The following is a 26,782-nucleotide window of genomic DNA, read 5'->3' on the forward strand; positions in this document are numbered from 1 at the left end:
CGGTTGGCTCTGACCGACGTTTCCTGTCTCGGACGGGACGTTACCGCCCGATGACCGGCGCTTTCAGGGCAGCCACTTCGGTCATAATCGCCTCCACGTCGTCGTCACCGACTCCGTTCTCCCGGAGGGCCCGTTCGAGGTACGTGGCGACGGCGTCGAAATCGTCCTCACGAATGTCGAGGTGGGCGTGCGCCTCGCGCATGTCGTCGCCGGTGTACTCGACCGGTCCGTCGGCGACCGAACTGATGAACTGCACCTGGTGGGCGCGGAGTTCCTCCATCTCCAGTCCCTCGAAAAAGCCGACGAGTTGCTCGTCCGAGAGAACGCGGTCGTAGAAATCGTTGACGACGCGTTTGACCGCCTCTCTGCCGCCGATTTGCCGGTAGATTGACTCTGACATCGAGCGTCTCGTCTTCGGCGGGAAAGCGGATACGAGTTCTCACTAAGACACTCGGGTCTTTATGAGGGCCGTGGTGGACGGTAACACGGAGCGCCGAGGATACTACACCGCGAGCAGTTGGTCAAGCAGTTTCTCCTGGGTGACGGCGAGATGTTCGCTGAACGTCGCCACCGAGATGTCGAGTTCCGCCGCGACCGCCGCGGAGTCCGCCCGCTTCGGGCGGGCGAAGTAGCCCATCTCGTGGGCCGTTCGGAGCACCTCGTACTGCCGGTCGGTGAACGCTTCCCGGTCGACAAACAGGAGTCGTTGCTCGTCGTTCGGTGTCGACTGTGTCAGTCGCTGTACGCGGACGGCAGTCGAACACGACTGGAGGTCGGCGAGTATCGACCGCAGCGTCTCCACGTCGGGGGCGATGAACGACAGCGAGAGCGCCCCCGCGTCGGCGCGAACCTCGCGAAGGGGACAATCGTGGTCGGGGATGTGTCCGCAGGGGCAGTCCCCGCTCTCGGTGACGAACCGGTACACCGACCGCTCGTCGTCGGCGAACACCCGCTCGATTCGGTCGGGGGTCGACTCGGCGGTCGATTCGTCGGCTATCGACTCCTCGCCGACGGGACGCTCGACCGTCAGTTCACCCACGACGCCGCCGCCCGCGGCGGCCGTCTGCCGGTCGACGACGATCGACTCCACATCGACCGTCTCACTCATCGCGGCGGCGGGACAGCCGACGACGCCTTCCACCGTCACCTGCGCGTGGATTCCGGTACCCATCAGTCGAGGTAACGGCCGGACGGTATAAGTCGGGCGTGGAACGTGAACACCCGATGTCTCCAGTCGGTTACTCCTCGAACAGTTCGACGTGTCGGTCGACCAAATCGCCGTACTCGCCGGACGAGTACGTCGAGAAGATCTCCTCGGCGCTGATTCGCTCGTCGGCCAGCGGCGTGACGCGCGCCGGCACGCCGCGCACGAACGACTTGGTGGGAACGTCGTACTGCTCCGGAATCACGGCTCCCGCGGCGACGACGCTGCCCGAACCGACCCGGACGCCGGTGTTCACAGTCGAGTTGAACCCGACGAGCGACCCGTCCTCGACCGTCGCCTCGTTGATGACCGCGCCGTGGCCGACCATCACCCGGTCGCCGACCGCCGAGGCGTGGACGACGGCGTTGTCGCCGACGTGCGACTGCCGGCCGATTCTGACCGGTCCGATGTCGCCGCGCAGGACGACGCCGGGCCAGACGCTGGCGTCGGCGTCGACGACGACGTCGCCGACGAGCGTGGATTCACGGCTCACGTCGGCGTCGGCGTGAACCTCCGGTTCGACTCCCTCGAAACTGTAGTGGCGTCTGTCGGGCATAGGAGAGAGGACGTAACCGACGAGCAAAGTCGTTCACCCGCCGTCGGTCGGGGCTCGTGGCGGTCGACGTCGCGACCGACTCACCCGACTTCACTTCGCCTTGAGGTTGTGCACCACGTCCAGTCGGTCGACGATTTCGGCCGTCGGTTCGATGGCGTCGGCGATGGCGTCGGCGGATTTGTACGCCATCGGCGCTTCGTCCAGCACCGACTCGACGACCGATTCGGAGTAGATCTCCGCCATCGCCTCGTCGAACTCGTCGAGCGAGAGCGTCTCGAACGCGGCGGTTCGACTCATCACCCGCCCTGCACCGTGGGGGGCCGTCGAGTGGTACGCCTCGTTGCCCTTCCCGCGGGCGAGTACCGACCCGTCGGCCATGTTGAACGGGACGACCAGTCGCTGTCCCTCGCGGGCAGGGGTCGCCCCCTTCCGAATCGTCAGGTCGCGGAAATCGACGAAGTTGTGCGTCGACTGGAAGCGGTCGACGGCGTCGACGTCGAGCGCGTCGCAGACGGCGTCGCTCATCAGGTCGCGGTTCCAGCGGGCGTACTGCTGGGCGAACAGCATGTCGACGAAGTAGCCGTGGGCCTCGCGGCCTTCGAGCCAGTCGAGGTCCGACTGCGCTCGGTCCTCGTCGGAGTCCGGCCGGATAGCCGCGAGTCTGTCGAACGCGTGTTCGATATCCTTCCCGTCGAACGCCTCGCGAACGCGGTCTTTCCGGATGTGCGATTCGCCCTTGCCGCCGGTGACCCACTCGTACAGGTCGGCGTCGCCGACCGTCTCCGGGTCGAACTTCAGGAACCGCTCGTCGGCCTCGCGAATCGAGTCTCGGATGGCGTCGGCGGCGCGGTAGTCGGACGCTCGGTCCTGCCAGTACTGGGCGACGGCCAGGCCGAGGTACCGAGAGCCGCTGTGGACGACCAGCCAGTAGTCGCCGGACTCGCGCGCCCGGGCGAACTCGATGAAGTGGTTGCCGCCGCCGAGCGTCCCCGCGCTCTGGATAATGTGGGCCATCGACGGGCGGCGACCGGCGAGCACCCGACCGCAGAGCGACTCGAAGTACTCGCCGTCGTAGCCGCCGAACTCGAACTCGATCGGGTCGACCGGCCGGCCGAATCGCTCGCGGTAGGCGGCGTCGAACCGCTCGAACCGCTCGTTGGTCCGGTCGAACGGGAACTCGTCGACGAGATGCGGCGCGTCGTCGTAGTCGTGTACGTCGCGGCCCATCGGGACGGCGTCGCGGACGCGTCGCTCGCGTTCGGCGTCCGAGAGCGGGAGTTCGTCGCCGAGGTTCGTTGCGCACATCCCGCAGCCAATATCGACGCCGACGATGTTCGGGACGACGCGCTCGGCCAGCGGCATCGTGAACCCGATGGGCGCGCCCGCACCCCAGTGGGTGTCCGGCATCACCCGAACGGGTTCGGTGAACGCCGGGTGGTCGACGAGCGTCCGTATCTGCTCCAGACAGCCGTCTTCGACCAGGCTCTCGTCGTCGACCATCACGTGTGCGGTGGTGTACTCACCGTTCACCTCTATCGGCATGTTCTCTCTCGGGTCGTCACGCTGGGCGGTTATCAACCTGACTTGAGACTGTCACCCAGTATCAGACGAACGGGGCGTCGCCACGACCGACTCTGTCGGAGACGAAGTGGTAGCTCTGTAATACAGTACTCTACATACGGATGAGAGGATATCGGAACGATAGCGTATCACCTATAAACCCGAACGTGCCTACCAACCGCGTATGTCCAGAGTCGAACTGACGTTGCCGGACGACTTGTCCGACCGGATCGACATCCTCGTCGAACAGGGCGATTTTCTGACGCGACAGAAAGCCATGGAAGAGTTGCTCACGATGGGTATCTCGACGTACGACGACGTCGGCGACGACGACCCGGAGATGAGCGAAGGGCTGTTCAATCAGACAGTCACCGATCAACAGGACCCCGCGATGCGCGACGAGGGCGGCGACGACTACGCTTTCTGACCGCGCCGAAATCCGTCTTTTTCCGCTCGTTTCGTTCCGTAACGGGGGCTTCGAACCGACGGTGGGCTAGCGATTCCCACTCGTGTTACGTGTTAGCAAAGACTTAGATAGTAGGAGAACTAACTAGTTACTGTAACTGAACGAAACGATGCCCTCGATTACCAACGACGCCCCGACGGTCGAACTGGAACTGAGCCTCGAAGAGCAGTGGGTGCTCCACCACGTGCTCACCGACTATATCGACGTGGCCAGCGGTGAAGACGCGGACCTCCCGAAACCGGTCATCGAGATCGCCCTCGTGGAGAAACTCGAAGCGGGAACGTTCGCGTTCACCGCCTTCGAACTCGAAAAACTCCAGTTCAGATGTCGCTTCCACGCGCGAAACGACGCCGCGCCCGACGCCGACCGGGCGGTCGCACGAGCGCTCGCAGACCGGATCGACTGCGCCGGCGAGCAGTTGGTCGTCTGCTGAGCCACCGACTCTTCCCGGTAATCGAACGCGCCAGTAGCCGATAGCAGGCGGGTCTCTCGAATCCGACTACTGTTCTGCGACGACGAGTGCGCCTTTCATCCCCAGTCCGCGGTGCGGCGTACAGAAGTACAGGTGCGTCGCCGGTTCCTCGGCGGTGTACTCGAACGTGGCGTCCCCGCGCGAGTAGAGTTCGCTCTCGAACGCGCCGTCCTCGTCGACGACGTTGTGCGAGCCGCTGGCGGCGGCCCACTCCCAGACGACGGTCGTTCCCGGTGAGACGCGAACCGCCGCCGGGTCGTACGCGTACGGGCCGCTGTCGGCCTGCGCGCCCACGGTTATGGCTATCTCGTCGGTTCCCGTCTCGTCGACGATGCCGTCGTAGTTGAGCGCGTCTGACATCCACTCGTCGACGTCGGTGTCGGTGTCGGTGTCGGCGTCAGCGTCGGCATCGGCATCGGCATCGGCACCGGTCTCGGCGTCGGGGGAAGCCGTCGATTCTGTCGAGGTATCCGACGAAGCCGATCCCTCCGAGTCGTCCGCTTCGTCACCTCCACTATCGAGACAGCCAGAGAGCGTCACACCCGTCGTGACCGCCGCGGCGAGAGTGAGAAACCGGCGTCGAGACGATCTGCCGACGAGAGGGGGCCACTGTGGCTTCTGGACCATGTCCGACTGTCGTCGAATGGGAGTAATAACGCTTCCTAACCGGGAGGACCGTCTCCGAGAGAGTGGCCTCCGTGGAGAGTGTCATCCGAACGGATATGAGCACCCGCCGACAACAGCCACCGATGGCGTTCATCGATACGATGGTTCGAGTCGTACACGTGCTGTTCGCGGGAGCGTGGGCCGGCGGCACCCTTCTCTTCGTGGGCGGAGTGCTGCCCGTGGCACGGAAGGGTCTCCTCGACGCGTCGGCGCTCGAAGCGGTGACGAACCGGTTCAACCATCTCTCGGTCGCCGCAGTCGTGCTGTTGCTTCTCACGGGTGGGCACCTCGCGGGGACGCTGTACACGTTCGGGACGCTACAGACGACGGGTAGCGGTCATCTCGTGCTCTCGATGGTGGCCCTCTGGTTTCTCCTCGCCGGCGTCACACACGTCGCCACGAGTCGGTTGACCGGTGCCCTGGAGACGACGGACGTGACGTCGGCCGTCGAGGCGTCGTGGGGGCTGTTCGTCGTCGCCGCCGCTCTCGCGGTCGGACTTCTCGTCGTCGCCGGACTGCTCTGAAACGGGTTCGGCCGTGGGGCCACTCGGACGAGCGGTCTCGTGGTCGCGCCGACCGGAGACGAGTGCGGGACACCGTTTTCACGGTCGGGGTCGAACGAAGCGCGTGAACGAGAACGGTCACCGGTCGACGCCCACCCGAGACGGTGAGGCGTCGCGGCTCATCGGAGACGAGGGACGGCGCAGACTCGTGATGAATCCGACAAGCGGCGGTGGCGACCACAGAGAGCAGTTGTTGGAACTCGCGGACGAGCACGGCTACGAGGTCGTCGAGACCGCCGAAGCGGGGCACGCGACCGAACTGGCGAAAGCGGCCGCGGCCGACGGCATTCGGCGTCTCGCCGTCGCCGGGGGTGACGGTACGCTCCACGAAGTCGTGGAAGGGCTCGTCGAGGCGGACGCCCTCGACGACGTGACGGTTGGGATCGTCCCCGTCGGCACCGCGAACATCTTCGCGAGAAACGTCGGCGTCGAAGACGCCGAAACCGGATTCAACCTCCTCGAACACGGTGAGAAGCGCCGTATCGACCTCGGCATGGCGGGCAACGAACCGTTCGTCGTCTCCGCTGTCGCCGGACTGACCGCCGAAACGAGCACGGCGACGAGCGCGGCGCTCAAAGAGCGACTCGGTTCGCTGGCGTTTCTCTACACGGGTGTCAAGAAGACGATAGAGTTCGAGAGCCTCCGACTCGAAGTCGAGGCGGTCTCGCAGGGAACGCAGACGACGTGGAGCGGGGAGGCGCTGTGCGCGCTCGTCGGCAACATCCGCCAGTTCGCCAAGGAGGGCGGACAGTCGAACGCCGAGGACGGTCTGTTCGACGTCGTCCTCGTCGAGGAGATGCCGCCGCAGAACGTCGTCGCCGAGGCGGCCGCTCATCGAGTGTTCGGAAAGGGAACCGAGCACGTCGTCCACCGCAAGGCGAGTCAGTTGACCGTCGAGGGGTTGGACAGCGAGCAAATCGTGTTCAGTTTCGACGGTGAGGTGAGCAGCCACGACCGACTCGTCCTGCACGCGACCCCCCGCGCACTCTCGGTGGCCGTCGGGCCGAGCTACGAGGCCGACCCTACCTGACCGCCTGAGTGAGACGCGTGCGCCGCGGGCGGATGCGGTGAACCGAGTCGTCCGTCAATCGAGCGAGACGTACTGGTTTTCCCACTGTCGCCGCTCTCGAAGGCTCTCACGACCCTTGTCGGTGATGGCGTAGTAGTTCGTGCGCCGGTCTATCGGTCCCTTCTCGACGTACGACTTGTTGACGAGGGTGTCGAGGTTCGGGTACAGTCGACCGTGGTTGATCTCGCCTTCGACGTAGCTCTCCAGTTCGCTTTTGACTTCCTGACCTGACGGTTGCTCTTGACCAGCGATCACCCAAAGCAGGTCACGTTGAAAGCCGCTAAGGTCGTTCATACGCTACCGAACCAGATTCCTACGTAAAGTTGCTCGTAAAGTCCCGTTCCGTGACAACTATCCTCCTCCGACAGGTGGGTGGGTCGTTCCACGGGGCGGCTACGAACAGGGTCGTCGAGCGGCGTCGGCCGACCCGGTACTCACAAGCAGTACTGTCATGATGTGTGATATATACAGTACAGGTGACTGTTGGAGTGTGCCTGGACTCGCCCGGCCCGGGTACCAGGGGGAAGTGGACTCACCTCCGCTCTCTTCAACAGTCGCCTTTCACGAGCGGTGCTCAAGCCGGAGTGACGTGCTGGGGGGCACGCCGCTCGGGTCACTCTCTCGACGTCCGTTCCTGTCGTGGAGTCGCTCCGAGGCTCTCATCGACGATAGCTTCGGAACGCTCCGTGACGCTCCGCGATGCGCGGCCGTAGCGGTTTACGGAAAATTCGAGGCGAAAGCCTCGCCCTCCAGGGCGGGGATGAAGCCGACCAACAGTCTTCAACCGCCGACGATGGCACGGACGGGGTGACCGGAGACGTCGATCCGTTCTACCGCCGCCAGATTCCGAAACGTATTTACATATCTTGTCCAACATTCAGTTGTTGGGAACATTCCAGTCGAACGCACACTCTCTCACTGACACACCACACACCCGCGTTCCGGCGGTTCCCTACACTTCTTCGAGCCACCTACGAGACCGAGTCGCCACAGTCGAGGGAAAACGCCTACCGGTCGGCGGTGCGTCACGAATTCTTCCGGGAAACGTCGCCGAGACCGCTGCGTGATACGAGATTCGAGCTACCGTCTAGTGATGCGAATGTTCTTCACTCGTCGCGTCCGAATAACCGAGGGATGGAGTGGTCCACGTGAGCGACGACATCGGAACCGTGACTCTCGTCGGAACGGTCCACGTTACCGAAGAGAGCGGCGAGAACGTCCGCCGAGCGATAGAACGGCGCGATCCGGACGTCGTGACCGTCGAACTCTGCTCGATGCGCCTCCGACACCTGTACGCGCCGGATACGACCGTGCAGACCGTTCGGAACGTCGTCGAGAGCTACCGGGTACTCTCACGACCCGGATTCGTGCTGAGTCTCCTGTTCAAACTCTCGCAGCGCTCGTACCACGACGGCACCGGCGTCGACAGAGACGACCGGGACATGTTCGCGGCCATCGACGCCGCGGAGGCATCGGGACGGCGAATCGCCGCCGTCGACCGGCCCATCGAGGAGACACTCGACGGACTCGGCGAGGTCCTCCTCTCGGGCGCACGCGGTATCAGAACCTCGGCCGAGAGACGACTCGCGCAGGCGTCGCGGGGCGAGTGGCGGAAGTTGGCGTCGGGCGTCCTCGCAGACGGTATCCCGCTCGCTCTCGGTCTCGTTCGACTCCTGGCAGTTCACTTCCGCTACGGGACGATGACCGCCGACAGTCCGGCGGCGAAGGCCGCGATGATGGAGCGGCTCTCTCCCGAACAGGCAGCGTCGTTCCGGAACGCGCTCGAACGCGTCGCTCCCGAGTTCGTCCGCGTGATGATTCGAGAGCGCGATGCCTACATGGCCCGTCGACTCGAATACCTCCGACAGGGGGGTAACGACGTGGTGGCCGTCGTCGGCAAGGCACACGTCGAGGGAATCCGCCGGCATCTCGAGGACGGGACGTTCGCCGACGACGCCGAGAAGCCGCCGTTCGTAAGCCTTCGATACCCCGACGACGGATAGCGGAGTGATGCTGCATCGGTGTTCCCGGTGGCTCTGAACCGCCCTTGTCGGGGAGGTCGCCTGCCCAAGCAACGGAATGTCCGCGTATCGACAGAGCCAACGGCGAGCGGCCGGTAACATTCCGTCGACTACCGCTTCGAAGTCGCCACTCTCGCTCTCTTCGATGTGTAACGTAACGTCTCGAAAGTGGGCGGGGAGAGTATTAGTGCAAGAACCTAACCAAACACAGTACCTTCCGCCCAAGCGTTGGGTAGCGTCCAGACGGTCATCAATGTGTCGCCCGTAGTATCTCTGAGCGTCGTTTATCGCTCGGATGACGACGATCGGCTGCGCTCTCCTCTCTCGTTGGCCGAGCTTCCAAACTCATATTCAGTTTTTAAAGAATAAATAAATGTCCAGTTTATTTAGTGTTCTATCTGATGGCAAACACGATACATAACGGTGTGCACGCGATACAGCTACCTCGTGGTGCGGAGTTCAAACGCGGAACCGACAGCATTGTTACCAACTACCGAATAGCTCCATCCGAGATGCTTCCCGACTGGAACAGCAGTCCGCGACTCTCGACCGAGTTCACCTATCGCGGACTCGACGCGATACTGCTGGAGAACGGCTACCTGCGCGTGCTCTTACTCCCCGAAAAAGGCGGTGACGTCGTCTCACTACGCGACAAACGGACCGACGTTGACGTTCTCTGGCACGCACCCCACAACTGGAGCGCCCCGACGGCGCGCTATCTCCCTTCGGAGCCGAACTCGACGTGGAACGACCACTATCCGGGCGGGTGGCAGACGAACCTCCCGAACGCCGGCGGTGGACACGAGATCGCCGGCAGCGCGTACGGGCTGCACGGTGAAAGCGCGTTACTTCCGTGGGATGCGTCGGTCGTTCGCGCGGACGACGAGGCGGTGACGGTCCGACTCGAAGTCGAACTCGTCCGCTACCCGTTCGCCGTCGAACGCGAGCTCACACTCCGCGCCAACGAGTCCCGACTCCGGATTGTCGAGCACGTAACAAACCATGGTGGAGTTGAACTCGACTACGTTTGGCAGCAACATCTCGCACTTGGACCGCCGCTTCTGTCTCCGGGTGCACGGTTGGACGTTCCGGCCCGCCGCGGCGTCGTCGAGGAGTACGGCGACGGCTATCCGAACCGTCGACTCCGGAGCGGTGCCGAGTTCGACTGGCCGACCGCGCCGGGCCACGACGGAGGCGACATCGACCTCTCGACTGACGTACCCGGACAGGACGCCGAGATCCACGATTTGGCGTACGCCGTCGACCTGACCGAGGGGTGGTACGCGCTCACGAACCCCGAACTCGACCTCGGGTTCGCGCTTCGATTCCCGACCGACCCCTTCGAGTCGCTGTGGTACTGGCAACCGTTCGGCGGGTACGCCGAGTCGCCGTTCTGGAGTCGGACGTACAACGTCGGCCTGGAACCGACGACGGCGTACCCCGGCGACACGGAGGGCCAGCGCGCGTCGGGCACGATGAAGACGCTCGCCCCCGGCGAGACCGTCGAAGCCGAGTTCGTCGCCGCGACGTACGGCGGACTCTCTTCGGTGGAGTCGGTCTCCGCGGAGGGTGTGGTCGGCGGGACCGAGCGCTGACGGACGGGCGAACGCGACCGCACAGTAGCATGTTTCTTATCGGAGGCCTGCGGAGATGCTCCCGAGGCCGAGTCATGGAGTACGAATCCACCATCTACGACGAGTTGGGCGTGCCGAACGTCGTCAACGCGGCGGGCACGAAGACGCGCATCGGGGGGAGCCGAATCCGACCGGAAGCGGTCGAGGCGATGAGTCGGGCGGCGGAGGCGTTCGTCCGCCTCTCGGACCTGCAGGTGCGAGCGGGCGAACTCATCTCCGAAGTCACCGGCGCGGAGGCGGGGTACGTCGGCAGCGGCGCGGCCGCTTGCATGACGCTCGCCGCGGCGGCGGCCATCGCCGGCGACGACCTGGGGACGATGGCGAAACTCCCCGAAACGGACGATGTACCGAACGAGATCGTGATGCCGCGAACGCACCGAAACGGCTACGACCACGCGTTCCGCGCGGCGGGCGCGCGAGTCGTCGACGTCGGCAACAACGACAACTACCTCGGCACCGGGTCGAACAGCACCGAACCGTGGGAGATCGCCGACGCCATCACCGAGGAGACGGTCGCCGTCGGCTACATGCAGAAAGTGTTCAGCACGCCGCCGCTGGAAGGCGTCGTCGAGGTGGCCCACGACCACGGCGTGCCGGTCATCGTCGACGCCGCCGCCGAGGTGCCGCCCCGGGAGAACCTCTCGGCGTTCGTCGAGGCGGGCGCGGACATGGTCGTCTTCAGCGGGGGAAAAGCCATCCGCGGCCCCCAGACTACAGGTATCCTCGCGGGCAAGCGCGAGTACGTCCGCTCGGCGGCGCTCCAACATCTCGACATGCACGTCGCCGAATCGGTGTGGGAACCGCCGGCGGAACTGTTCGACAAAGAAGAACTGGACGGGGTGCCTCGACAGGGAATCGGACGACCCCTGAAGGTCGGTAAGGAGGAACTCGTCGGCCTCATCGCGGCGCTGGAGGCGTTCGTCGACGAGGACCAAGCGGCGCTCTCCGCCGAGTGGAACGACCGACTCGACGTCGTCGACGACGGTCTCGAAGACCTTCCCGGCGTGACGACGACCCGAGAACCCGGCGGGAAACTGATGGTCGCCCCCGAAGTGTACGTCGAACTCGACCCCGAGACGGCCGCGCTCGACGCGGTGGCGCTCGTCGGCGCACTTCGGAAGGAGAACCCCCGCATCTTCGTCGGTTCGGACGACCTCCTCGACGGCGGCTTCACGGTCAACCCGATGTGTCTCTCCGACGACGGGGCCGAGTACGTCGTCGAGCGGATTCGGGCGCACCTCGCGTAGTCGGCGCCGGGTGCGTCACTCGACCGTCGCGACCACCTCGATTTCGACGCCGATGTCGATGGGGAGGGCGGCGACTTCGACGGCGCTGCGGGCGGGATACGGGTCGCTCATGTACTCGCCGTACACCTCGTTGACGGCGTCGTAGTTCGCCATGTCGGTGACGAACACCGTCGCTTTCACGACGCTGTCGAGCGAACTTCCGCCGGCTTCGAGGACGGCGGCGACGTTGTCGAGTGTCTGTGCGGTCTGTTCGCCGATGTCGTCGCTGACGACGTCGCCGGAGTCCGGGTCGACCGGACCCTGTCCGGAGACGAAAATGCGGTCGCCGTCTCGTATCGCCTGCGAGAACGGGCCGATGCTGGCCGGTGCTTCGTCCGTGTGTATCTCTTCCATACGCTGTCGGAGTGGTGCACCGCCGCGCTCTTAGTGGTTTCTCTCGAATCGCGAACGTGTCACATCCCGCGGGACTTAACACCTGTCTGCCCGAATCGGCGTTCGAACGGACCATGGACCTCATGCGTCTCTTAGACGAGTTACGCGTACTGAGCCAGAACGGACTGCGGTACGCCGACAACCCCTACGACGAGGAACGGTACGAACGAATACTCGAACTGGCATGTGAGTACTACGGAGAGGCGTTCGAACTACCGGCCGACGACGTCCGCGAGCGCTTCGAGGCCGAACTCGGTCACGTCACGCCCAAAGTCGGAGCGGAGGCCGCAGTGTTCGATTCGACGGGGCGCATCCTGTTGATGCGACGCGCCGACGACGGTACCTGGTGTCTCCCCTGTGGCTGGGTCGACCCGAACGAGTCACCCGCCGAAACCGCGGTCCGCGAAACGCACGAGGAGACGGGACTCGACGTCACCGTGGTCGAACTGGTCGACGTGTATCACTACGCCCCGAGCGACCGGTTCGGTCCACACGGCCGCATCGACGTGCTCTACCGTTGTGTGGTCGACGGGGGGACGCTCGAACTTTCGCACGAGGGAGAGGCACTCGACTACCGAGAGATAGACGACGTCTCCGTCTGGCACAAAGCGCACGAGACGTACGCCCGAGACGCGCTCGACGCGTCCGCTGCGACGACGACCGAAACCGACGAACCATCTCGGTCGAGTGGGTGACGCGATACCCACCGGGCGGAACGGCTATGTAGGTCGCTCACAACTATCGACGGGATGGCACGACCGGCGATTCAGCTATACACGCTCCGTGAGTTCGACGAACCGTTGACTGAGACGCTGCTTCGCGTCGGCGAGACGACGTACGAGGGTGTCGAGTTCGCCGGTCTCGGCGACGAGTCACCCGACGCAATCGCCGACGCCCTCGACGACGCTGGTCTCGTGCCGGTGGGTGCGCACGTCGGTCTCGACGCGTTCGAATCCGACTACGCGGCGACCGTCGAACGCTACCGGACGCTCGGATGCGACCGAATTGTCGTCCCCAGTTACGGTGAGGGAGGGTTCGGCTCCGTCGCGTCGGCCATGGAGACGGCCGACGACCTGTCGTCGGTAGCGGACCGACTCGTCGCCGACGGCTTCGAAGCACACTATCACAACCACACGTACGAGTTCGCGGCGCTGGAAGCCAGTTCGAGATTCGAGACCGCGTACGATGCGTTCGCCGCGTACTCGGACGACCAGCTCGGTCTGGAGTTCGACGTCGGACTCGCACAGCACGGCGGCGTCGACCCCACGACGTATCTCGACCGCTACGCCGACCGACTCTCGCTCATCCATCTCACCGACACGAACCCCGGCGACGACGACACGCTCCACGTCGATCTCGACGAGGGCGTCGTCGACCTCAACGCGTGCGTCAGTACGGCCGCCGCCGCGGACGTAGACTGGGTGATTCACGAGAACGGACTGACGACCGATCCGGAGGCGACGCTGGAGTCGAGTTCCCGTCGACTCCAAGAACTTCTCGACGACAACTGAACGGGCGCCCCTCGGAACAACTCGGCGAACTGTGGACCGCCGCCGCGCGGAGTCGTCGGGTCACAATACTTATCATACACGCTGTGGGACCTACGCCCATGCAACGCATCGTCGCGGTCGGGTCCGAGACGGCGGTGCGAAAGCACGTCGAACGGTACCGGCGGTTCGACGATGCGACCGTCTGTGGCGTCGTCGACGCCGACCGTGAACCGTGCGTCGACGAGGGCGTTGGGTTCGACGATATCGACGTGCCGAGATACCATTCCCTCTCGGAGGTCCTCCAAACCACCGACGGCGATGTCGACGGCGTCGATATCTGCGGACCGGGGGCGGCTTTCGTCGATGCGCTCGAAACTGCACTCGCTGTGAGTACCCCGGTTCGCTGTGACCCGCCAGTTGCCTTCGACGCGGAGACGTTCGACCGACTCGTCACCGCTTCGACCGAGAGCGAGGGGTGGATACTGTCGCACTCACCGCACCGCTTCTCGCGGATGTACGAACGGCTCCACTCGGCCGTCGAATCGGGCGGTATCGGACCGATAGGCGTCGCGCGAATCGAACGGGCCGCGCCGTTCGACGGTCCGGGATGGAACGTGTCGTACGACGGCGTCTCCGTCGTTGAAGGCCCCGTTCGTACGCTCTGCGCCGTTCTCGCGCACGACGTTGACGTGCTGGAGTGGACGTTCGGGCCCGTCGAACGAGTGTTCGTTCGAGCGCGGGCGGGCGGGCGGTACGACCACGCCCACGCCGTGTTCGCGTTTCGAGATGGGGGACGAGCGACCGTCGGTACCCGGTGGCACCGAGCAGAGACTCCGGCCCCACGCATCGGCGTGGAGTACAGCGGCAAACACGGCCGCCTCGACTTCAGCGAGGACGACGCGTCGACTGCGCTCCGCGAGGGGTCGACGCCGCTGGCCGTCGACCCGCCGGAGGACGACTGCCGCGGGCGGGCGCTCCGGGCGTTCATCGATCGTCTCGGAGGGAGCGAGCGTCCGCCGACGGACGTCGCTCCGGTGACGTCTTCGCGGGTCGTCGTCGCTGCGCGCCGCTCCGCGGACGAGAACCGCCCGGTCACGCTCGCGGAGGAGTCGCCGTGACGGTCGACGTCGGCATCTGCTCGACCGCCCACGTCAACGCCGAGGTGTATGCGGCGCTGCTGTCGAAACTTCCGTCGGCCGACCTCGTCGGTATCTCGGGACGCAACGCCGAACGAACGCGGCGATACGCCAACTCGGTCGGTACCGCTGCGATGTCGCACGCTGAACTGATGCGGGCGACCGACGGCGTCCTCGTTTGTTCGCCGACCGCCATCCACGGCGAGTTGATAGACCTCGCGCTGCAGCACGATGTCGCCATCCTCTGCGAAAAACCGCTGGCGACGTCGCTGACGGAGGCAAAATCGATTCGGGACCGCTGCGAGGAACAGGGTGCGGTCGCCAAGATGGCGATGCCGATACGGTACAGTCGCCCAATGCAGCGACTCAAGGAACGATACGAGTCGGGGGCCGTCGGCGACCTCCTCGCGGTGTCTGGGGTCAACCGCGGTCGGATGCCCGGTGGCTGGTTCGTCGACCCGAAACTCGCCGGCGGCGGCGCCGTCGCCGACCACACCGACCACATCGTCGATATCGTCCGCTGGATCACCGGCGAGGAAGTGACCGAGGTGTACGCCGAGACCGATACCCGGTTCTACGACATCCCGGTCGAAGACGTAAACGTGCTGTCGATGACGCTCTCGAACGGGGCGTCGTTCCTGCTCGACGGATCGTGGAGCACGCCGCAGAAGAACCCGTTCTGGGGCGACGCCGAGGTAGATCTCGTCGGGTCGGAGGCGACGCTGTCTGCGGACTGCTTCGGCTACCGATACAGCCACGTCAGAGATATCGGCCACGATACGCACAACGAGTCCATCTACTGGGGTGCTGACCCGAACAACGCACTACTTCGAGCGTTCGTCGCGTCGATACGGGGCGAGTCGACACTCGCGGCGTCGTTCGACGACGCCGTGCGGACCGCCGCCGTGATAGCCGCCGCCTACGAGTCCGTTGAGCGCGGCGAACCGGTTGATGTGACCTACTGACCCGCGTTAGCTGTCGTGGGGACCGGTTTTCTGAATCGCGCATCGGCGTTCGATGCCGCTCTCCGTCCGGGACACTCAGTTCGTCGCCGAGGTGATTTCGCTCGCCTCCACGTCGACGGATTCGGACGCGTTCGCGGATTCGTACGCGGCTTCAACGACAGCCACATCGTTGACGGCGTCCGCGCCCGTCTTCAGCGGTGGGCGGTCCTCGGCGACCGCCTCGACGAAGTCGGCGACGAGTCCCTCGTCGGGGTTCGACCCCCAAAACACCGACCGAATCCCGGGGTCGCCGGTGTCGCGCGTCTGCTTTATCTTCTGATCGAAGCAGTCGATGGAGACGACGCCCTCGGTGCCGACGAGTCGCAGCGTCGCGTCGCCCCAGAAATCCCACTCGTCGGGCTTACTCCACGAGCCGTCGAGGACGAACTCGGTCCCGTCGGTGAGCGTCATCGATAACAGGTTCACGTCCTCGACCGGAATGTCGTTGAACCGGGTCTCGGTCTCGGCGTACACCTCGCGAACATCTTCGCCCGTTATCCACCGGACGATGTCGACGATGTGTACCGAGTGGTCCATCACGGCACCGCCGCCGGACTCGGCCTCGTCGACGAACCAGCTTCCGGGCATCTGCCCTCGGTTCGTCCCGCTGAGGAAGCAGATATCGCCGAGTACGCCGTTCTCGACGGCCGTCTTCGCGTTCCGGGCCGGTTGGCTGAACCGAAGCGGCATCGCGACGCCGAGGTGAACGTCGGCACGGTGACAGAGGTCGACCATCTCGTGGGCCGCCTCGACGCTCGGCGCGAGCGGTTTCTCGCAGAGTACGTCGACGCCGGCGTGGGCGGCACGGCGGACCCACGCGAGGTGGTCGGCGTTCGTCGAACAGACGACGACGCCATCCACCTCGGCGAGCAACGCGTCGGGGTCGAAGTAGTCGACACCGTACTCGTCGGCCTTCTCTCGACCCTCGGCGACTCGCTCTTCCGACTCGGTGACGCCGACGAGTTCGGCGTCATCGAGGTTGTTCAGACAGGCAGCGTAGGAGTCAGCGTGCAGGTGAGCGACCGAACAGAGGCCGATGCGGACCGTCACGCCTCCACCTCCACGGGCGACACCGGCTCACCGCGCTCGCTGGACTCGACGGCCGCCAGCGCGACGCGAACTGCCTCGCGCGCGTCGGCCGGCGAGATCTCGGGGTCGTCGCCGTTCTCGACGCAGTCGAGGAAGTGTTCGAGTTCGACCGTGTACGGGCTCTTCGCCAGCGGACTCGCGGGCGCGTTCGCGCCTTCCACACCGCCGGAGACGCGGACGGCGTTCTCGTCGCGAGCGTCGAACTCCAACATCCCCTCGTCACCGGCGAGTTCGTAACTGGTAATGAACGGCGACCCCTCCGGGTAGCCCCACGACGCCTCGACGTGGCCGACAGCACCGTTTTCGAAGCGCAGGACGACCGACGAGTGCTGGTTGAGGTGGCCATCGTCCCACTCGGCGGTTCGAGCGAACACTCGGTCGACCTCACCGGCGACCCAGCGCAGATAGTCGAAGTCGTGGATCGCCATGTCCAGCAAGACGCCACCGCTCTGCGCCTTGTCGCCGAACCAGGAGTTGGTGCCGTACCGCGGCGGCGACGAGAGTCGTTCGGTGTGCAATGTTCCCAGCGTCCCGATCTCGCCCGCGTCGATACGGCGTTTCGCCTCGGCGTACTCGGGGAAGTAGCGCAACACGTGCCCGGTCATGAACGTGATTCCGGCCTCTTCGACCCTCTCGACGATGGCGTCGGCGTCCTCGACGGTCCGCGCGAGGGGTTTCTCGCAGAAAGTGTCGAGGCCGCGGGCGGCGGCGGCCTCGACGAGCGGCCGGTGCGTCGGCGTCGGCGTACAGATGTCGACGACGCTTATCTCGGCGTCGTCCATCATCTCTTCGGCATCGTCGTACACTTCTGCCCCGGGCGCGTGCTCCGCCGCGAACTCCGTTCGGTTCTCACCGATCGATGCGACCGCGACGACCTGCGCGCCAGCAATATTTTGGTAGCTGTTAGCATGAGTCGTGGCCATGAAACCACTCCCCACTAACCCAATTCGTTGCATCACCTCCAACGTGCGGAACTATAGTTATTAAAACTTCTGTAGCGGCAACTGCACCCTAGATGTTCGACCACGTGGTGTTCGTCTCGGAGGTGAAGCCCGCCCTGGCGAACCGGTCGCTCTCGTCGAACACCGATCGGATGACCGAGGGGTCTTCGAGCAGTCGGTGCCGGAGGAAGCTCCCGCGTCCGCGCCCGCCGCCAGTCCGCGTGATTTCGAGCACTTCGAGGAACTCCCACTCGCGCAGCAGGTCGTGGACTCGGCGCTTCGAGAGCGCGTCGAGACTGACCTCCGCGCAGATGTCCTCGTAGGCGGCGTACACTTCGGTGGTCTCGAACGTCCGCGTCTTCTCGACGAGCGCCAACGAGACAACTGCCAGCAGCGTCGCCTTCTGTTGGGTGGTCGCGCCCGCTAGCAGGGCCTCGACGCGGTCTCGTTCGGCGAGGTTGTCGGCACGCTGGACGTGGTCGACGGTGACCGCGTCGGCGTCGTCGAACGTGGCGAGTTCCCCAGCATGACGCAGTAGGTTGATGGCTTTCCGAGCGTCGCCGTGTTCTTCGGCGGCGAGAGAGGCGCACTCGGAGACCACGTCGTCGGAGAGCACGTCGCCCTCGAAGGCGTCAGCGCGGCTTCGAATTATCTCGTGGAGTCCCCGACGGTCGTACGGGGTGAAGACGATTTCGCGCTCCTGGAGGCTGCTCTTGACCCGCTCTTCGAGTCGGTTTCGGTACTTTATCCTGTTGCTGATACCGACCACGCCGACGGAGCACCGATCGAGTTTCCCCGTCTCCGCCGCGCGCGATAGCTGCATGAGCAGGTCGTCGCCCTCCAGGCGGTCTATCTCGTCGAGAACCACGAGCGCGACGTCGAACTGCGCGTCGAGCACCTGCCAGAGCAGGCGGTAGTAGCGCGAGCGACCGAGGCCGGTCTCCGGAACGGCGAAACCGGTCACGTCGGGGTCGTTCAGCGCTCGGACCGTCGCCCTGACCGCGCGCGTTTCGGTGTCCTCCTGCGAACAGTCGACGACGACGCGACCCACCGAGACGCCGTGTTCCACCGCGGCCTCGACGATTCGTGCCGTCGCGTACCGGGCGCAGAGCGACTTTCCGGTGCCCGTCTTCCCGTATAGAAACACGTTGCTCGGCGCTTCACCCGTGACCGCGGGGTTTAGCGCTGTCGCGAGTCGACGGATCTCTTCGTTGCGAGCGACGATGTTCGCGGGACCGGGTACGTAGCCGACGTCGAGTCTCTCCTTCTGCGAGAAAATTCGGTCGCGAGCGCCGAACGCGTCGTCGAGGGCGCTCGCGTTCTCGACCGGTTCGTCGTGCCGTGTCATACCGTCCCAGTACCGCCACGTCGCTGATAAACGCATCGGCGGCGACGTCCGTCACCGAGTCCCCTCCCACGGGTTCGATACGGAACCGATGCGGTGCTGCGGGAACAGTTCGCGCGCTCGAACGATACCCCCTCCCCCCTCGTTTCACCTGTATCTCATTACATTCATAGTCTCGTAATGGCATGTGAGAGAGTTACATTCACGAAAATTCACTCTGGTTTCGGTGACCCTCGTCAGCCCGATAACTCGCGAAGTGGTGACGAACGCCGAAATACGCCGTAGAAACGGTGGGGATCTCAGTTGAGGTACTCGTCTGCGCTCTTGTGGAGTGCGACAAACCCTTCGGCGAACTCCGCACCTCTGGTTCGACCGAGCACTCTCGCTTCGGCACGGACGCCCTCGACGAGTCCATCGAACTCGGCATCGATGCCGCCGTGTTCCTCCAACCACTCGACCTGCGACTCGTGTTCGAGGATCGCGTCCTCCTTCGTCGACTGGTGATCGCCGATGTCGACATACGTGTCGGGGGCGAACGAGGAGGTCGGCTTCCCGAAGTAGTAGACGTTCTGGGGTTCCCACGGATCGTACTCGGTCTCCAAGAGCGGGAGCGAACACATGTAGTACGCGTCGGTCACCAGCCTTGACGTCGCCTGGTGGTCGGGATGCATGTCGTCACGGTAATGGGTGAGGACGATGTCCGGCCGGTGTTCGCGCAGTACGTCGACGAGTTGGAGTCGGTTCTCCATCGAGTAGCGTACCCGTCCGTCCTCGAAATCGAGGAACGTCGCCTCCGCACCGAGCGTCTCCGCGGCGGCTTCGGCCTCGCGTTCGCGCGTCGCGGCGACTTCAGCCTCGGTGGTGTCGAACCCGCCGTACTCACCCCGAGTCATGTAGACGATGGTGACGTCGTCGCCCCGGGCGGCGTGCTTTGCGAGCGTCCCGCCGCAGAAGATGTCCGCGTCGTCGGGATGTGCAACTACTGCTGTGAGATGCATACACACATCAGTCATACAAGTTGGTATTAAGCGTTGTGCTGAACGCGATGTTCGACGCCCCGTCGGTGATCGACGCCGGAGACTCCGTCGAAGCGCCCTCTCGACCGTCGTCGACGGCCGAACACGACCGTCCGGCTACGAGAACAGATGTTCGAGGTCGGCACGGACGCGCGGCGGCATCCGCTCCGGTGCAGTCCGGTACGGCGGCACCTCCGCGGTTATCCACCCGTCGTAGCCGACTGCCGCGAGCGCCTCATCGACGGCCCGCCAGTCGACGTCACCCTCCAACGGGTACGTGAAGCCGTCTATCGTGTCTACGTCGGTCCGGTAGTCCTTCACGTGAACGCGTTCGATTCGGTCTCCGAGGATTCGAATCCACTGCTCGGGGCGGCCGAACCGCCTGACGTTGCCCACGTCGAAGTACGCGCCGACCGGTCCGTCCGTCGACGCCTCGTCGACGAACTCGGCGAACTCCAGCGGCGAGAGCAGGAAGTCGTTCCAGACGTTCTCGACGCAGACGGTTACGTCGTAGTCGGCCCCGACCGAGGCGAGCGTTCGAACCGATTCCAGCGCCCGCTCGTACGCTTCGTCGTATCGTGTTCCCTCGTCGACGACGGCGGGGACGACGAGAACGGCACCGGCGTCGAACGCATCGGCGAGGGCGATCATCCGCTCGCCCGCTTCGATCCCCGCGACTCGCGTCTCCTCGTCCGCGCTCGACAGGTGTCGGTCCCAGTGTAACGTCGTCGAGATGGCCGGAACGTCGAGTCCGGACCCGTCGATTCGGTCGGCTAGTTCGTCGACCGCATCGTCGTTCCACAGCGGTCCGTCGGCTGTCAGATTCGGTTCGATTCCATCGTATCCGGCCTCCGAGAGCAACTCGACGTTGGCTTCGAGGCGTTGCTCGGGGAACCCCATCTGGTTGAGTGCGAACCTCATGCACACCAATTCCCGTCCGCGCCGATTTATAGGTTCGCGTGGTGGTCGGGCGGATACCTTTAACTCGAAGTGTGGGATAAGTGAGGCCATGGCGTGTTCAGTCGGGTTCGTCGGTGCGGGAGGGATCGCCTCGGTTCACTTGGAGACGTTGGACGCCGCGTTGGACGGCGGACTGACCGATTACGACGGTGGGACTATCGACGTGGAACTGACCGCTGTCGCCGACGTCGACGAGACGCGAGCGAGGGAGGCGGCCGTTCCACGCGACGCCGCGGCGTACACCGACGGCGTGGAACTCGTCGAGTCGGAGTCGATCGACGCGCTCGTCGTCGCCGTCCCGCCGTTCGCTCACGGTGCGTACGAACGAACCGCGGCCGAGTACGGTGTCGACCTTTTCGTCGAGAAGCCGGTCGACCTGACGGCCGACGCGGCGCGCGAAACGGCCCACCGCATCGCTGATTCGGACGTCCTCGCGCAGGTCGGCTACGTCTGTCGCTACGCGGGGATAACCGAACGCGCGCTGGAACTGCTCGACGGCCGCCGCATCGGTCACATCGACAGCACGTACTGGGTTCCGCTTCCCGACACGCCGTGGTGGTCCGAACGGGCGAGGTCCGGCGGCCAGATACTCGAACAGTCGACGCACGTCTACGACCTGCACCGGTACCTCGTAGGGGAAGTAACCGCTGTGACGGGGAGCGGAACCGACGGACTGCTCGTCGACAGCGTCGACTTTCAGGACGCGACGTCGGTGACGCTCGAGCACACGTCGGGCGCCGTCTCGCACGTCTCGTCGACGTGCGGGTCGCCCGACTCCCGGTTCGAGGTCAGAATCGCCGCCGAGGACGCGTTTCTCGAACTCGACTACTTTGGTCACAGTCTCTCAGGTGTCGTCGACGGCGAGAGCGTCCGATTCGAGGCCGACGGCGACTGGTACCGCCGCGAGTTCGAGTCGTTCCTTCGTGCGACAGCACACGGAGAGGAAGTTGGGAGGGTTGATGCGGTACGCGCCGACGTTCGCTCGACGTACGACGACGCGGTAGAGACGCTGGAACTGACACTCGCGGCACGTGAGGCCGCCGAAACGGGCGAAAATGTGGCGCTCGACGGATCGGACCGTGGGGGCTGCAGTCGGTGAAGTCACCCTGCAAATTTATTACGGTCTGTTGCAATTCGCCACGTAGTGAGTTCCCATGGGTAAGCTAGACATCCGCAACCTCCGGAAAGTGTTCGCGGACGGAGACCAGTCGATCGTCGCGGTCGACGACTTGGACATCGACATCGACGACGGCGAGTTCCTCATCTTCGTCGGCCCCTCGGGCTGCGGGAAGTCGACGACGCTCCGTTGTATCGCCGGACTGGAGACGGTTACGGAGGGCGAGATACTGCTGAACGGCGACGATATCACGCACCAGCCGCCCACCGAACGCGACATCGCGATGGTGTTCCAGAACTACGCGCTCTACCCCCACATGTCCGCTCGAAAGAACATCGGGTTCGGACTCAAGATGTCGACGGACATGTCGAAAACCGAGATCGAGCAGCGTGTGCAGGAGACGGCGGAGATGATGGGTATCGAGGAGTTGCTCGACAAGAAGCCGGGTGAGCTTTCCGGCGGCCAGCAACAGCGCGTCGCGCTGGGCCGCGCCATCGTCCGCGAACCCGAGGTGTTCCTGATGGACGAACCGCTCTCTAATCTAGACGCCAAGCTCCGGACGACGATGCGGACGGAGTTACAGAACCTCCAGCAGAACCTCGACATCACCACCATCTACGTCACGCACGACCAGACGGAGGCGATGACGATGGGCGACCGAATCGCCATCCTCGACGGCGGCGAACTCCAACAGCTCGGCACGCCGCTGGAGTGTTACTACGAGCCCGCCAACCGATTCGTCGCCGGCTTCATCGGGTCGCCGTCGATGAACTTCTTCGAGGTGGAGTACAGAGACGGTACGCTCGTTCACGACGCGTTCCGGTACGATCTCTCGCAGGCGACGTGCGAGGAACTCACCGGATACGAAGGGGCGCTGACGCTGGGTATCCGGCCAGAGAGTATCGAAATCGTCGACGCGAGTGAGCCGAAATCGATTCAGGTGTCCGTCTCGGTGACGGAGCCGATGGGCGAGACGACGTACGTCTACGTCGATATCGGCGACGAACGCTACACGGTGACGCTCGACGGCGAGCGGGTGGTCGAACCGGGTACGACGCTCGACATCGTCATCCCCGAGGAGAAGATGCACCTGTTCGACGCGGACACGGGCGAGACTATCAAATCGCGAAACGTCTCCACCGCCACGAACGTCGACGTCAACGCTCGCGCCTGAATACGGTCGTCGTCCGCGGTGACGCGTTCGATTCGGTTCGGCCACTGGTGAGACTCGGTCGTGGTATGGTACAGCGCACCAAAGATTTATTATATACCGTCTGTTTGTTCCTCTGAGGCTAGTATGAGCAACAGAAATCTCACCCGGCGTAAGCTTCTCGCACTGACCGGTTCGATGGGCGCGGCGGGATTGGCTGGCTGTTCGAGCGGCGGTACCGGCGGCGGGAACGACAGCGGCGGCTCCGGTGACGGCAACGGTTCCGGTGGTGGTGGCGGCGGTGACGGCGGCAACGGCGATGGGTCGGCGACGTTCTGGGCGTGGAACGACCCCGGTCTCGCGCCGATTCGCGAGGACCAGGGCGAGGAGATCGCAGACCAGAGCGACGTGATCTCCGACGTCAGTTGGGAGTACTACCCCTTCGAGAACTACCTGGCGAAGGCGACGACGGCCATCCCGGCCGGCAACGCCCCCGACAGTCTGGCGCTGTCGGTGCTGTGGGTGCCGCGCTTCGCGGACCAGGGCGTCGCGTTGAACCTCGAAGAGAACGGGTTCGACCCCGACGACTACGTCGCGGCGGCGCGCCGCAACGCCAGCTTCGACGGGACGCTCTGGGCGGTGCCGTGGTACGCGGACTGCCGGCTCGTCGCCATCAACACGGCGATGTTCGAGGAGGCCGGACTGGAGATACCGGACCCCACTCACCGTCCCAGTTGGGAGGAGTTCGGGTCGTGGATCGACGCGCTCGGCGAAGAGCACGGGAGCGCCTTCTCGATGTCGGCGGGCGAGGGGTTCGACTGCTTCGTGCTCTCGAACGGGGGCGGATACCTCAACGAGGACGGCACGGAGGCCATTATCAACAACGACGCCGCCATCGAGGCGGCGAACTACCTGCAGCCGAAGATCGTCGAGGACGAGACGGTCATCGCACGCAACCCGGGCGGTACGGACGCCATCGAGGACGTCCTCGCCGGCGAGGCGGCGATGTGTTTCGCCGGGTCGTGGCACTACCCCCGTCTGCGCGACAGCGACCTCGACTGGCAGTACATGCCGTATCCGAGCGGCCCGCAGATAGACACGAGCCACACCTGGAGCGCGGGCGTCTTCTACACCATCCCGAGTCGCGGCGGCGCCGACCGGGAGATCGGCTTAGAGTGGCTGAACTACATCAACTCGAGTGAGGTCCAACAGGGCGTCACCGAGTCGATGGGCGGATTCCCCGGGCGTAAGGACGCCTACGAGACCGACGAGTTCACCCAGTTCATCGAGGACAACCCGAAACTGGAACCGGTCGCCCAGGAGATGGAGAACACGGTGCCGTTCCCCAGCCATCCCGAGGTGTCGAAGATGTGGGACAGCGTCCACACGCAGGCGCAGTCGATGTGGCAGGGTGAGGACCCGCAACAGGCGCTCGACAAAGCGGCGCAGGACATCAACGCGCTCCTCTAACAATGGCGCAGTCACAAGGGTTACAGCGCGTCCGTCGTCGTTTCAGCGGATACATCTCCGACGCCGACGTCAGAAACTCCGACACTGACCTCTCGTGGTACGCCCTCGTCTTACCGAAGGCGATACTCTTCGCCGCGATACTGCTCGTGCCGTTCATCGGCGCGTTCTACATCAGCCTCCACGAGTGGGCGCCCTTGGCGCAGGAGCACCCGTTCGTCGGCCTCGACAACTACGTTCGACTGTTCAACGACCCCATCTTCTGGAACGCCATCATCAACACCGCCGGCTACAGTTTCGCGCTGCTCGTCTTCGACGTGCCCATCGCGCTGGGACTGGCGCTGCTGTTGAACATGAATCTCCGGGGGACGAAGTTCTACTCGGCGGCGATATTCCTCCCCGTCGTGACCTCGTGGGTCGTCGTCTCGCTCATCTGGACGTGGCTCTACAACCCCGAATACGGGCTGTTGAACACCATTATCGGGTCGTTCGGACTCCCTCGACTGGCGTGGCTCCAGAGTTCGGACACGGCGCTGGCGTCCATCGCACTGATGAGCGTCTGGAAACACATCGGCTTCAACATGGTCATCTTCCTGGCCGGACTGAAGGGAATCCCGGACGACTTCTACGAGGCGGCCATCGTCGACGGCGCGAACCGCTGGGAGCGGTTCCGTTACATCACGTTGCCGCTTCTGAAGCCGACGACGTTCTTCGTGTTCATCGTGACGCTCATCTTCTCGTTCCGCGTCTACACGCAGGTGTACGTGATGACGCAGGGCGGCCCGGTACGGTCGACGTACACCATCGTCTACTACTTCTGGCAGGCCGGCTTCCAGCAGTTCGAGATGGGGTACGCCAGCGCCATCGCCGTCGTGCTGTTCCTCATCGTCTTCGGACTGAGCATCCTCCAGCAGCGCACGTGGGGTGACGACGTTGAGTACTGACGAACTCGAGTTCGACGACGGCCGGCCGACGGTCGAACACGAGGGGTCGTGGTACGACACGCTCGCGAAAGGCGTCGCCCACCTCATCTTGCTCACTGCGAGCGCCGTCATGACGATCCCGTTCATCTGGGCGTTCTTCACCTCGTTGAAGCCCGAGAACGAGATATTCACCACCATCAAGCAGATCATTCCGTCGGACCCGACGTTCATCAACTACGTCAACGTCTGGATGCAGAACCCGCTCGACCGGTGGATACTCAACAGTCTCATCCTCGCGGTCGGCGTCGTGTTCTTCACGCTGCTTCTGGACACGCTCGCGGGCTACGCGCTCGCGAAGGGCGAGTTCAAGGGGAAGTCGCTCGTGTACACGCTCGTCATCGGGACGCTCGTAATCCCGCCGCAGGTGGTGCTGGTGCCGCTGTACCTGGAGATGAACGCCATCAACTGGTCGAACACGTACTGGGCCATCATGGTACTGTACATCGCCAACCCGTTCGGGACGTTCATGATGCGGCAGTTCTTCCTCGGCATCCCCGACTCGCTCATCGAGGCGGCGCGGATGGACGGGTGTAGCACGTTCCAGATCTACACGCGCATCATGCTGCCGCTGGCAAAACCCGCGCTGTCGTCGCTCGGTGTGTTCACGTTCATCTTCGTCTGGGGGGCGTTCCTCTGGCCGCTGGTCATCCTCAACGACTCGGCGATGTACCCCCTTCAGGTCGGCATCGGCCTGCTCACCGGACGCTACGGTTCGCAGTGGGGGCAACTGCTGGCGGCGGTCATCCTGGCGGCCCTGCCCGTCATCGCGGCGTACCTGCTCGCCCAGCGGACGTTCATGGAGGGTATCGCCCTCACGGGGGGGAAAGGGTAGATGTTGCCCGACGTTCCCTCTCTCGTGTTGCGCCTCGGCTACTCCGGACAGAACGAGCCCATCGTCGGAGGTGCGCTCGTCTTCCTCGTCGCCGCTATCGGCGTCCTCTACCTGTCGTTCGTTCGCGACGAGATGGACGCCGGACCGATGATGAAGATAGGGGGGATCCTCCTGTTGGGACTGGCGCTGCTCGCGTATTTCTGGCCGATGCGGCCGTGGCCGCACTGAGCGTCCGACGCACACCGTTCGGCCGTCTCTCCGTTCCCGTCTTTCGACTCCCGAAGCGTCGCACCACCGAATTCGAACGACCGCTCACGAGCGACGCGAGGGAACACTCATAACGCCGCGTCACACAGTACCTG

Annotated in this window: 29 protein-coding genes; 17 read left to right on the forward strand and 12 right to left on the reverse strand. The window is 64.4% G+C overall.

The features are described from left to right. Positions 1-40 precede the first annotated feature (40 nt). The 4 genes from LAQ74_RS18065 to LAQ74_RS18080 all read right to left on the reverse strand — a co-directional run bounded on the left by LAQ74_RS18065 (position 41) and on the right by LAQ74_RS18080 (position 3,302). Complete coding sequence (locus tag LAQ74_RS18065; protein WP_224337508.1) at positions 41-400, reverse strand: group I truncated hemoglobin; 360 nt, start codon at positions 398-400, stop codon at positions 41-43. Between the two features lie 102 nt (positions 401-502). Next, positions 503-1,171 (reverse strand): helix-turn-helix domain-containing protein, encoded by a 669-nt coding sequence (locus tag LAQ74_RS18070; protein WP_224337510.1) that lies wholly within the window; start codon positions 1,169-1,171, stop codon positions 503-505. 67 nt (positions 1,172-1,238) lie between these two features. Further along, entirely contained in the window at positions 1,239-1,760 is a 522-nt protein-coding gene (locus LAQ74_RS18075) for a gamma carbonic anhydrase family protein (RefSeq protein WP_224337511.1), read from the reverse strand. A gap of 90 nt (positions 1,761-1,850) precedes the next feature. Further along, entirely contained in the window at positions 1,851-3,302 is a 1,452-nt protein-coding gene (locus LAQ74_RS18080; protein WP_224337513.1) for an RtcB family protein, read from the reverse strand. A gap of 202 nt (positions 3,303-3,504) precedes the next feature. On the opposite strand from LAQ74_RS18080, the gene LAQ74_RS18085 reads away from it, so the two are divergent. After that, positions 3,505-3,747: a DUF7120 family protein gene (locus LAQ74_RS18085; RefSeq protein ID WP_224337515.1), complete on the forward strand. Its 243-nt coding sequence runs from the start codon at positions 3,505-3,507 to the stop codon at positions 3,745-3,747. A 148-nt stretch (positions 3,748-3,895) separates the two neighbouring features. After that, on the forward strand, positions 3,896-4,219 hold the full coding sequence (locus LAQ74_RS18090; protein WP_224337517.1) for a DUF7853 family protein: 324 nt from the start codon (positions 3,896-3,898) through the stop codon (positions 4,217-4,219). Between the two features lie 66 nt (positions 4,220-4,285). On the opposite strand, the gene LAQ74_RS18095 is transcribed toward LAQ74_RS18090, so the two are convergent. Next, complete coding sequence (locus LAQ74_RS18095) at positions 4,286-4,885, reverse strand: halocyanin domain-containing protein (RefSeq protein WP_224337519.1); 600 nt, start codon at positions 4,883-4,885, stop codon at positions 4,286-4,288. 122 nt (positions 4,886-5,007) lie between these two features. Between LAQ74_RS18095 and LAQ74_RS18100 the strand changes: the two genes are divergently transcribed. Both LAQ74_RS18100 and LAQ74_RS18105 read left to right on the forward strand, forming a co-directional pair. After that, on the forward strand, positions 5,008-5,448 hold the full coding sequence (locus tag LAQ74_RS18100) for a CopD family protein (protein ID WP_224337521.1): 441 nt from the start codon (positions 5,008-5,010) through the stop codon (positions 5,446-5,448). A 103-nt stretch (positions 5,449-5,551) separates the two neighbouring features. Next, the gene (locus tag LAQ74_RS18105) at positions 5,552-6,517 is read left to right on the forward strand and encodes a diacylglycerol/lipid kinase family protein (protein WP_224337523.1); all 966 of its coding nucleotides are present in this window, start codon (positions 5,552-5,554) and stop codon (positions 6,515-6,517) included. Between the two features lie 54 nt (positions 6,518-6,571). Here LAQ74_RS18105 and LAQ74_RS18110 read toward each other — a convergent pair whose 3' ends face one another. Then, positions 6,572-6,850, reverse strand: coding sequence for a PadR family transcriptional regulator (locus LAQ74_RS18110; RefSeq protein ID WP_224337525.1), 279 nt, complete (start codon positions 6,848-6,850; stop codon positions 6,572-6,574). A gap of 854 nt (positions 6,851-7,704) precedes the next feature. On the opposite strand from LAQ74_RS18110, the gene LAQ74_RS18115 reads away from it, so the two are divergent. From LAQ74_RS18115 to LAQ74_RS18125, 3 genes are all read left to right on the forward strand, one after another. Further along, complete coding sequence (locus LAQ74_RS18115; RefSeq protein WP_224337527.1) at positions 7,705-8,559, forward strand: TraB domain-containing protein; 855 nt, start codon at positions 7,705-7,707, stop codon at positions 8,557-8,559. Positions 8,560-9,089: 530 nt separating this feature from the next. Continuing rightward, complete coding sequence (locus tag LAQ74_RS18120; RefSeq protein ID WP_224337529.1) at positions 9,090-10,172, forward strand: aldose 1-epimerase; 1,083 nt, start codon at positions 9,090-9,092, stop codon at positions 10,170-10,172. A gap of 74 nt (positions 10,173-10,246) precedes the next feature. Beyond that, a complete protein-coding gene (locus LAQ74_RS18125; protein ID WP_224337531.1) occupies positions 10,247-11,458 on the forward strand; it encodes an aminotransferase class V-fold PLP-dependent enzyme in 1,212 nt (403 codons plus the stop codon). A 15-nt stretch (positions 11,459-11,473) separates the two neighbouring features. Here the strand turns inward: LAQ74_RS18125 and LAQ74_RS18130 are convergent, their stop codons facing one another. Further along, positions 11,474-11,851: a Rid family detoxifying hydrolase gene (locus LAQ74_RS18130; RefSeq protein ID WP_224337533.1), complete on the reverse strand. Its 378-nt coding sequence runs from the start codon at positions 11,849-11,851 to the stop codon at positions 11,474-11,476. 113 nt (positions 11,852-11,964) lie between these two features. Between LAQ74_RS18130 and LAQ74_RS18135 the strand changes: the two genes are divergently transcribed. The 4 genes from LAQ74_RS18135 (at position 11,965) to LAQ74_RS18150 (ending at position 15,481) form a co-directional block, all read left to right on the forward strand. Continuing rightward, positions 11,965-12,585 (forward strand): NUDIX hydrolase N-terminal domain-containing protein, encoded by a 621-nt coding sequence (locus LAQ74_RS18135; protein WP_224337535.1) that lies wholly within the window; start codon positions 11,965-11,967, stop codon positions 12,583-12,585. Positions 12,586-12,639: 54 nt separating this feature from the next. Then, complete coding sequence (locus LAQ74_RS18140; protein WP_224337537.1) at positions 12,640-13,401, forward strand: sugar phosphate isomerase/epimerase family protein; 762 nt, start codon at positions 12,640-12,642, stop codon at positions 13,399-13,401. Positions 13,402-13,499: 98 nt separating this feature from the next. After that, the gene (locus LAQ74_RS18145; protein ID WP_224337539.1) at positions 13,500-14,498 is read left to right on the forward strand and encodes a Gfo/Idh/MocA family protein; all 999 of its coding nucleotides are present in this window, start codon (positions 13,500-13,502) and stop codon (positions 14,496-14,498) included. Beyond that, on the forward strand, positions 14,495-15,481 hold the full coding sequence (locus LAQ74_RS18150) for a Gfo/Idh/MocA family protein (RefSeq protein WP_224337540.1): 987 nt from the start codon (positions 14,495-14,497) through the stop codon (positions 15,479-15,481). The genes LAQ74_RS18145 and LAQ74_RS18150 overlap by 4 nt, the downstream gene beginning before the upstream one ends. Positions 15,482-15,556: 75 nt before the next feature. On the opposite strand, the gene LAQ74_RS18155 is transcribed toward LAQ74_RS18150, so the two are convergent. The 5 genes from LAQ74_RS18155 to LAQ74_RS18175 form a co-directional block, all read right to left on the reverse strand. Further along, positions 15,557-16,570, reverse strand: coding sequence for a Gfo/Idh/MocA family protein (locus tag LAQ74_RS18155; protein WP_224337542.1), 1,014 nt, complete (start codon positions 16,568-16,570; stop codon positions 15,557-15,559). Next, complete coding sequence (locus LAQ74_RS18160) at positions 16,567-17,565, reverse strand: Gfo/Idh/MocA family protein (RefSeq protein ID WP_224337544.1); 999 nt, start codon at positions 17,563-17,565, stop codon at positions 16,567-16,569. The genes LAQ74_RS18155 and LAQ74_RS18160 overlap by 4 nt, the downstream gene beginning before the upstream one ends. 55 nt (positions 17,566-17,620) lie before the next feature. Then, positions 17,621-18,898 carry a Cdc6/Cdc18 family protein gene (locus tag LAQ74_RS18165; RefSeq protein WP_224337546.1) on the reverse strand — a complete coding sequence of 426 codons (1,278 nt, stop codon included), beginning with the start codon at positions 18,896-18,898 and terminating at the stop codon, positions 17,621-17,623. A 296-nt stretch (positions 18,899-19,194) separates the two neighbouring features. Continuing rightward, on the reverse strand, positions 19,195-19,893 hold the full coding sequence (locus LAQ74_RS18170) for a PIG-L deacetylase family protein (protein WP_224337548.1): 699 nt from the start codon (positions 19,891-19,893) through the stop codon (positions 19,195-19,197). Between the two features lie 135 nt (positions 19,894-20,028). Next, positions 20,029-20,832: a sugar phosphate isomerase/epimerase family protein gene (locus LAQ74_RS18175; protein ID WP_224337550.1), complete on the reverse strand. Its 804-nt coding sequence runs from the start codon at positions 20,830-20,832 to the stop codon at positions 20,029-20,031. An 88-nt stretch (positions 20,833-20,920) separates the two neighbouring features. On the opposite strand from LAQ74_RS18175, the gene LAQ74_RS18180 reads away from it, so the two are divergent. The 6 genes from LAQ74_RS18180 to LAQ74_RS18205 all read left to right on the forward strand — a co-directional run bounded on the left by LAQ74_RS18180 (position 20,921) and on the right by LAQ74_RS18205 (position 26,648). Continuing rightward, the gene (locus LAQ74_RS18180; RefSeq protein WP_224337552.1) at positions 20,921-21,970 is read left to right on the forward strand and encodes a Gfo/Idh/MocA family protein; all 1,050 of its coding nucleotides are present in this window, start codon (positions 20,921-20,923) and stop codon (positions 21,968-21,970) included. Between the two features lie 55 nt (positions 21,971-22,025). Continuing rightward, a complete protein-coding gene (locus LAQ74_RS18185; protein ID WP_224337554.1) occupies positions 22,026-23,162 on the forward strand; it encodes an ABC transporter ATP-binding protein in 1,137 nt (378 codons plus the stop codon). 123 nt (positions 23,163-23,285) lie between these two features. Then, positions 23,286-24,608 (forward strand): extracellular solute-binding protein, encoded by a 1,323-nt coding sequence (locus LAQ74_RS18190; RefSeq protein ID WP_224337555.1) that lies wholly within the window; start codon positions 23,286-23,288, stop codon positions 24,606-24,608. A 2-nt stretch (positions 24,609-24,610) separates the two neighbouring features. Next, positions 24,611-25,549 carry a carbohydrate ABC transporter permease gene (locus tag LAQ74_RS18195; protein ID WP_224337557.1) on the forward strand — a complete coding sequence of 313 codons (939 nt, stop codon included), beginning with the start codon at positions 24,611-24,613 and terminating at the stop codon, positions 25,547-25,549. Continuing rightward, on the forward strand, positions 25,530-26,420 hold the full coding sequence (locus LAQ74_RS18200; protein WP_224337559.1) for a carbohydrate ABC transporter permease: 891 nt from the start codon (positions 25,530-25,532) through the stop codon (positions 26,418-26,420). Before LAQ74_RS18195 ends, LAQ74_RS18200 begins: the two co-directional genes overlap by 20 nt. Continuing rightward, the gene (locus LAQ74_RS18205; RefSeq protein WP_224337560.1) at positions 26,421-26,648 is read left to right on the forward strand and encodes a hypothetical protein; all 228 of its coding nucleotides are present in this window, start codon (positions 26,421-26,423) and stop codon (positions 26,646-26,648) included. The last annotated feature ends 134 nt before the right edge of the window (positions 26,649-26,782 follow it).

It is taken from the genome of Haloprofundus halobius, assembly GCF_020097835.1.
Classification (GTDB): domain Archaea; phylum Halobacteriota; class Halobacteria; order Halobacteriales; family Haloferacaceae; genus Haloprofundus; species Haloprofundus halobius.

Bases quoted from the DNA above. Each gene is read 5' to 3' on its own strand.
- LAQ74_RS18100 (WP_224337521.1), top strand. From the start codon at position 5,008: ATGGCGTTCATCGATACGATGGTTCGAGTCGTACACGTGCTGTTCGCG.
- LAQ74_RS18130 (WP_224337533.1), bottom strand. From the start codon at position 11,851: ATGGAAGAGATACACACGGACGAAGCACCGGCCAGCATCGGCCCGTTC.
- LAQ74_RS18165 (WP_224337546.1), bottom strand. From the start codon at position 18,898: ATGACACGGCACGACGAACCGGTCGAGAACGCGAGCGCCCTCGACGAC.
- LAQ74_RS18125 (WP_224337531.1), top strand. From the start codon at position 10,247: ATGGAGTACGAATCCACCATCTACGACGAGTTGGGCGTGCCGAACGTC.
- LAQ74_RS18075 (WP_224337511.1), bottom strand. From the start codon at position 1,760: ATGCCCGACAGACGCCACTACAGTTTCGAGGGAGTCGAACCGGAGGTT.
- LAQ74_RS18090 (WP_224337517.1), top strand. From the start codon at position 3,896: ATGCCCTCGATTACCAACGACGCCCCGACGGTCGAACTGGAACTGAGC.
- LAQ74_RS18080 (WP_224337513.1), bottom strand. From the start codon at position 3,302: ATGCCGATAGAGGTGAACGGTGAGTACACCACCGCACACGTGATGGTC.
- LAQ74_RS18110 (WP_224337525.1), bottom strand. From the start codon at position 6,850: ATGAACGACCTTAGCGGCTTTCAACGTGACCTGCTTTGGGTGATCGCT.
- LAQ74_RS18140 (WP_224337537.1), top strand. From the start codon at position 12,640: ATGGCACGACCGGCGATTCAGCTATACACGCTCCGTGAGTTCGACGAA.
- LAQ74_RS18070 (WP_224337510.1), bottom strand. From the start codon at position 1,171: ATGGGTACCGGAATCCACGCGCAGGTGACGGTGGAAGGCGTCGTCGGC.
- LAQ74_RS18185 (WP_224337554.1), top strand. From the start codon at position 22,026: ATGGGTAAGCTAGACATCCGCAACCTCCGGAAAGTGTTCGCGGACGGA.
- LAQ74_RS18135 (WP_224337535.1), top strand. From the start codon at position 11,965: ATGGACCTCATGCGTCTCTTAGACGAGTTACGCGTACTGAGCCAGAAC.
- LAQ74_RS18180 (WP_224337552.1), top strand. From the start codon at position 20,921: ATGGCGTGTTCAGTCGGGTTCGTCGGTGCGGGAGGGATCGCCTCGGTT.
- LAQ74_RS18120 (WP_224337529.1), top strand. From the start codon at position 9,090: ATGCTTCCCGACTGGAACAGCAGTCCGCGACTCTCGACCGAGTTCACC.
- LAQ74_RS18195 (WP_224337557.1), top strand. From the start codon at position 24,611: ATGGCGCAGTCACAAGGGTTACAGCGCGTCCGTCGTCGTTTCAGCGGA.
- LAQ74_RS18170 (WP_224337548.1), bottom strand. From the start codon at position 19,893: ATGCATCTCACAGCAGTAGTTGCACATCCCGACGACGCGGACATCTTC.
- LAQ74_RS18145 (WP_224337539.1), top strand. From the start codon at position 13,500: ATGCAACGCATCGTCGCGGTCGGGTCCGAGACGGCGGTGCGAAAGCAC.
- LAQ74_RS18190 (WP_224337555.1), top strand. From the start codon at position 23,286: ATGAGCAACAGAAATCTCACCCGGCGTAAGCTTCTCGCACTGACCGGT.
- LAQ74_RS18205 (WP_224337560.1), top strand. From the start codon at position 26,421: ATGTTGCCCGACGTTCCCTCTCTCGTGTTGCGCCTCGGCTACTCCGGA.
- LAQ74_RS18175 (WP_224337550.1), bottom strand. From the start codon at position 20,832: ATGAGGTTCGCACTCAACCAGATGGGGTTCCCCGAGCAACGCCTCGAA.
- LAQ74_RS18085 (WP_224337515.1), top strand. From the start codon at position 3,505: ATGTCCAGAGTCGAACTGACGTTGCCGGACGACTTGTCCGACCGGATC.
- LAQ74_RS18160 (WP_224337544.1), bottom strand. From the start codon at position 17,565: ATGCAACGAATTGGGTTAGTGGGGAGTGGTTTCATGGCCACGACTCAT.
- LAQ74_RS18095 (WP_224337519.1), bottom strand. From the start codon at position 4,885: ATGGTCCAGAAGCCACAGTGGCCCCCTCTCGTCGGCAGATCGTCTCGA.
- LAQ74_RS18065 (WP_224337508.1), bottom strand. From the start codon at position 400: ATGTCAGAGTCAATCTACCGGCAAATCGGCGGCAGAGAGGCGGTCAAA.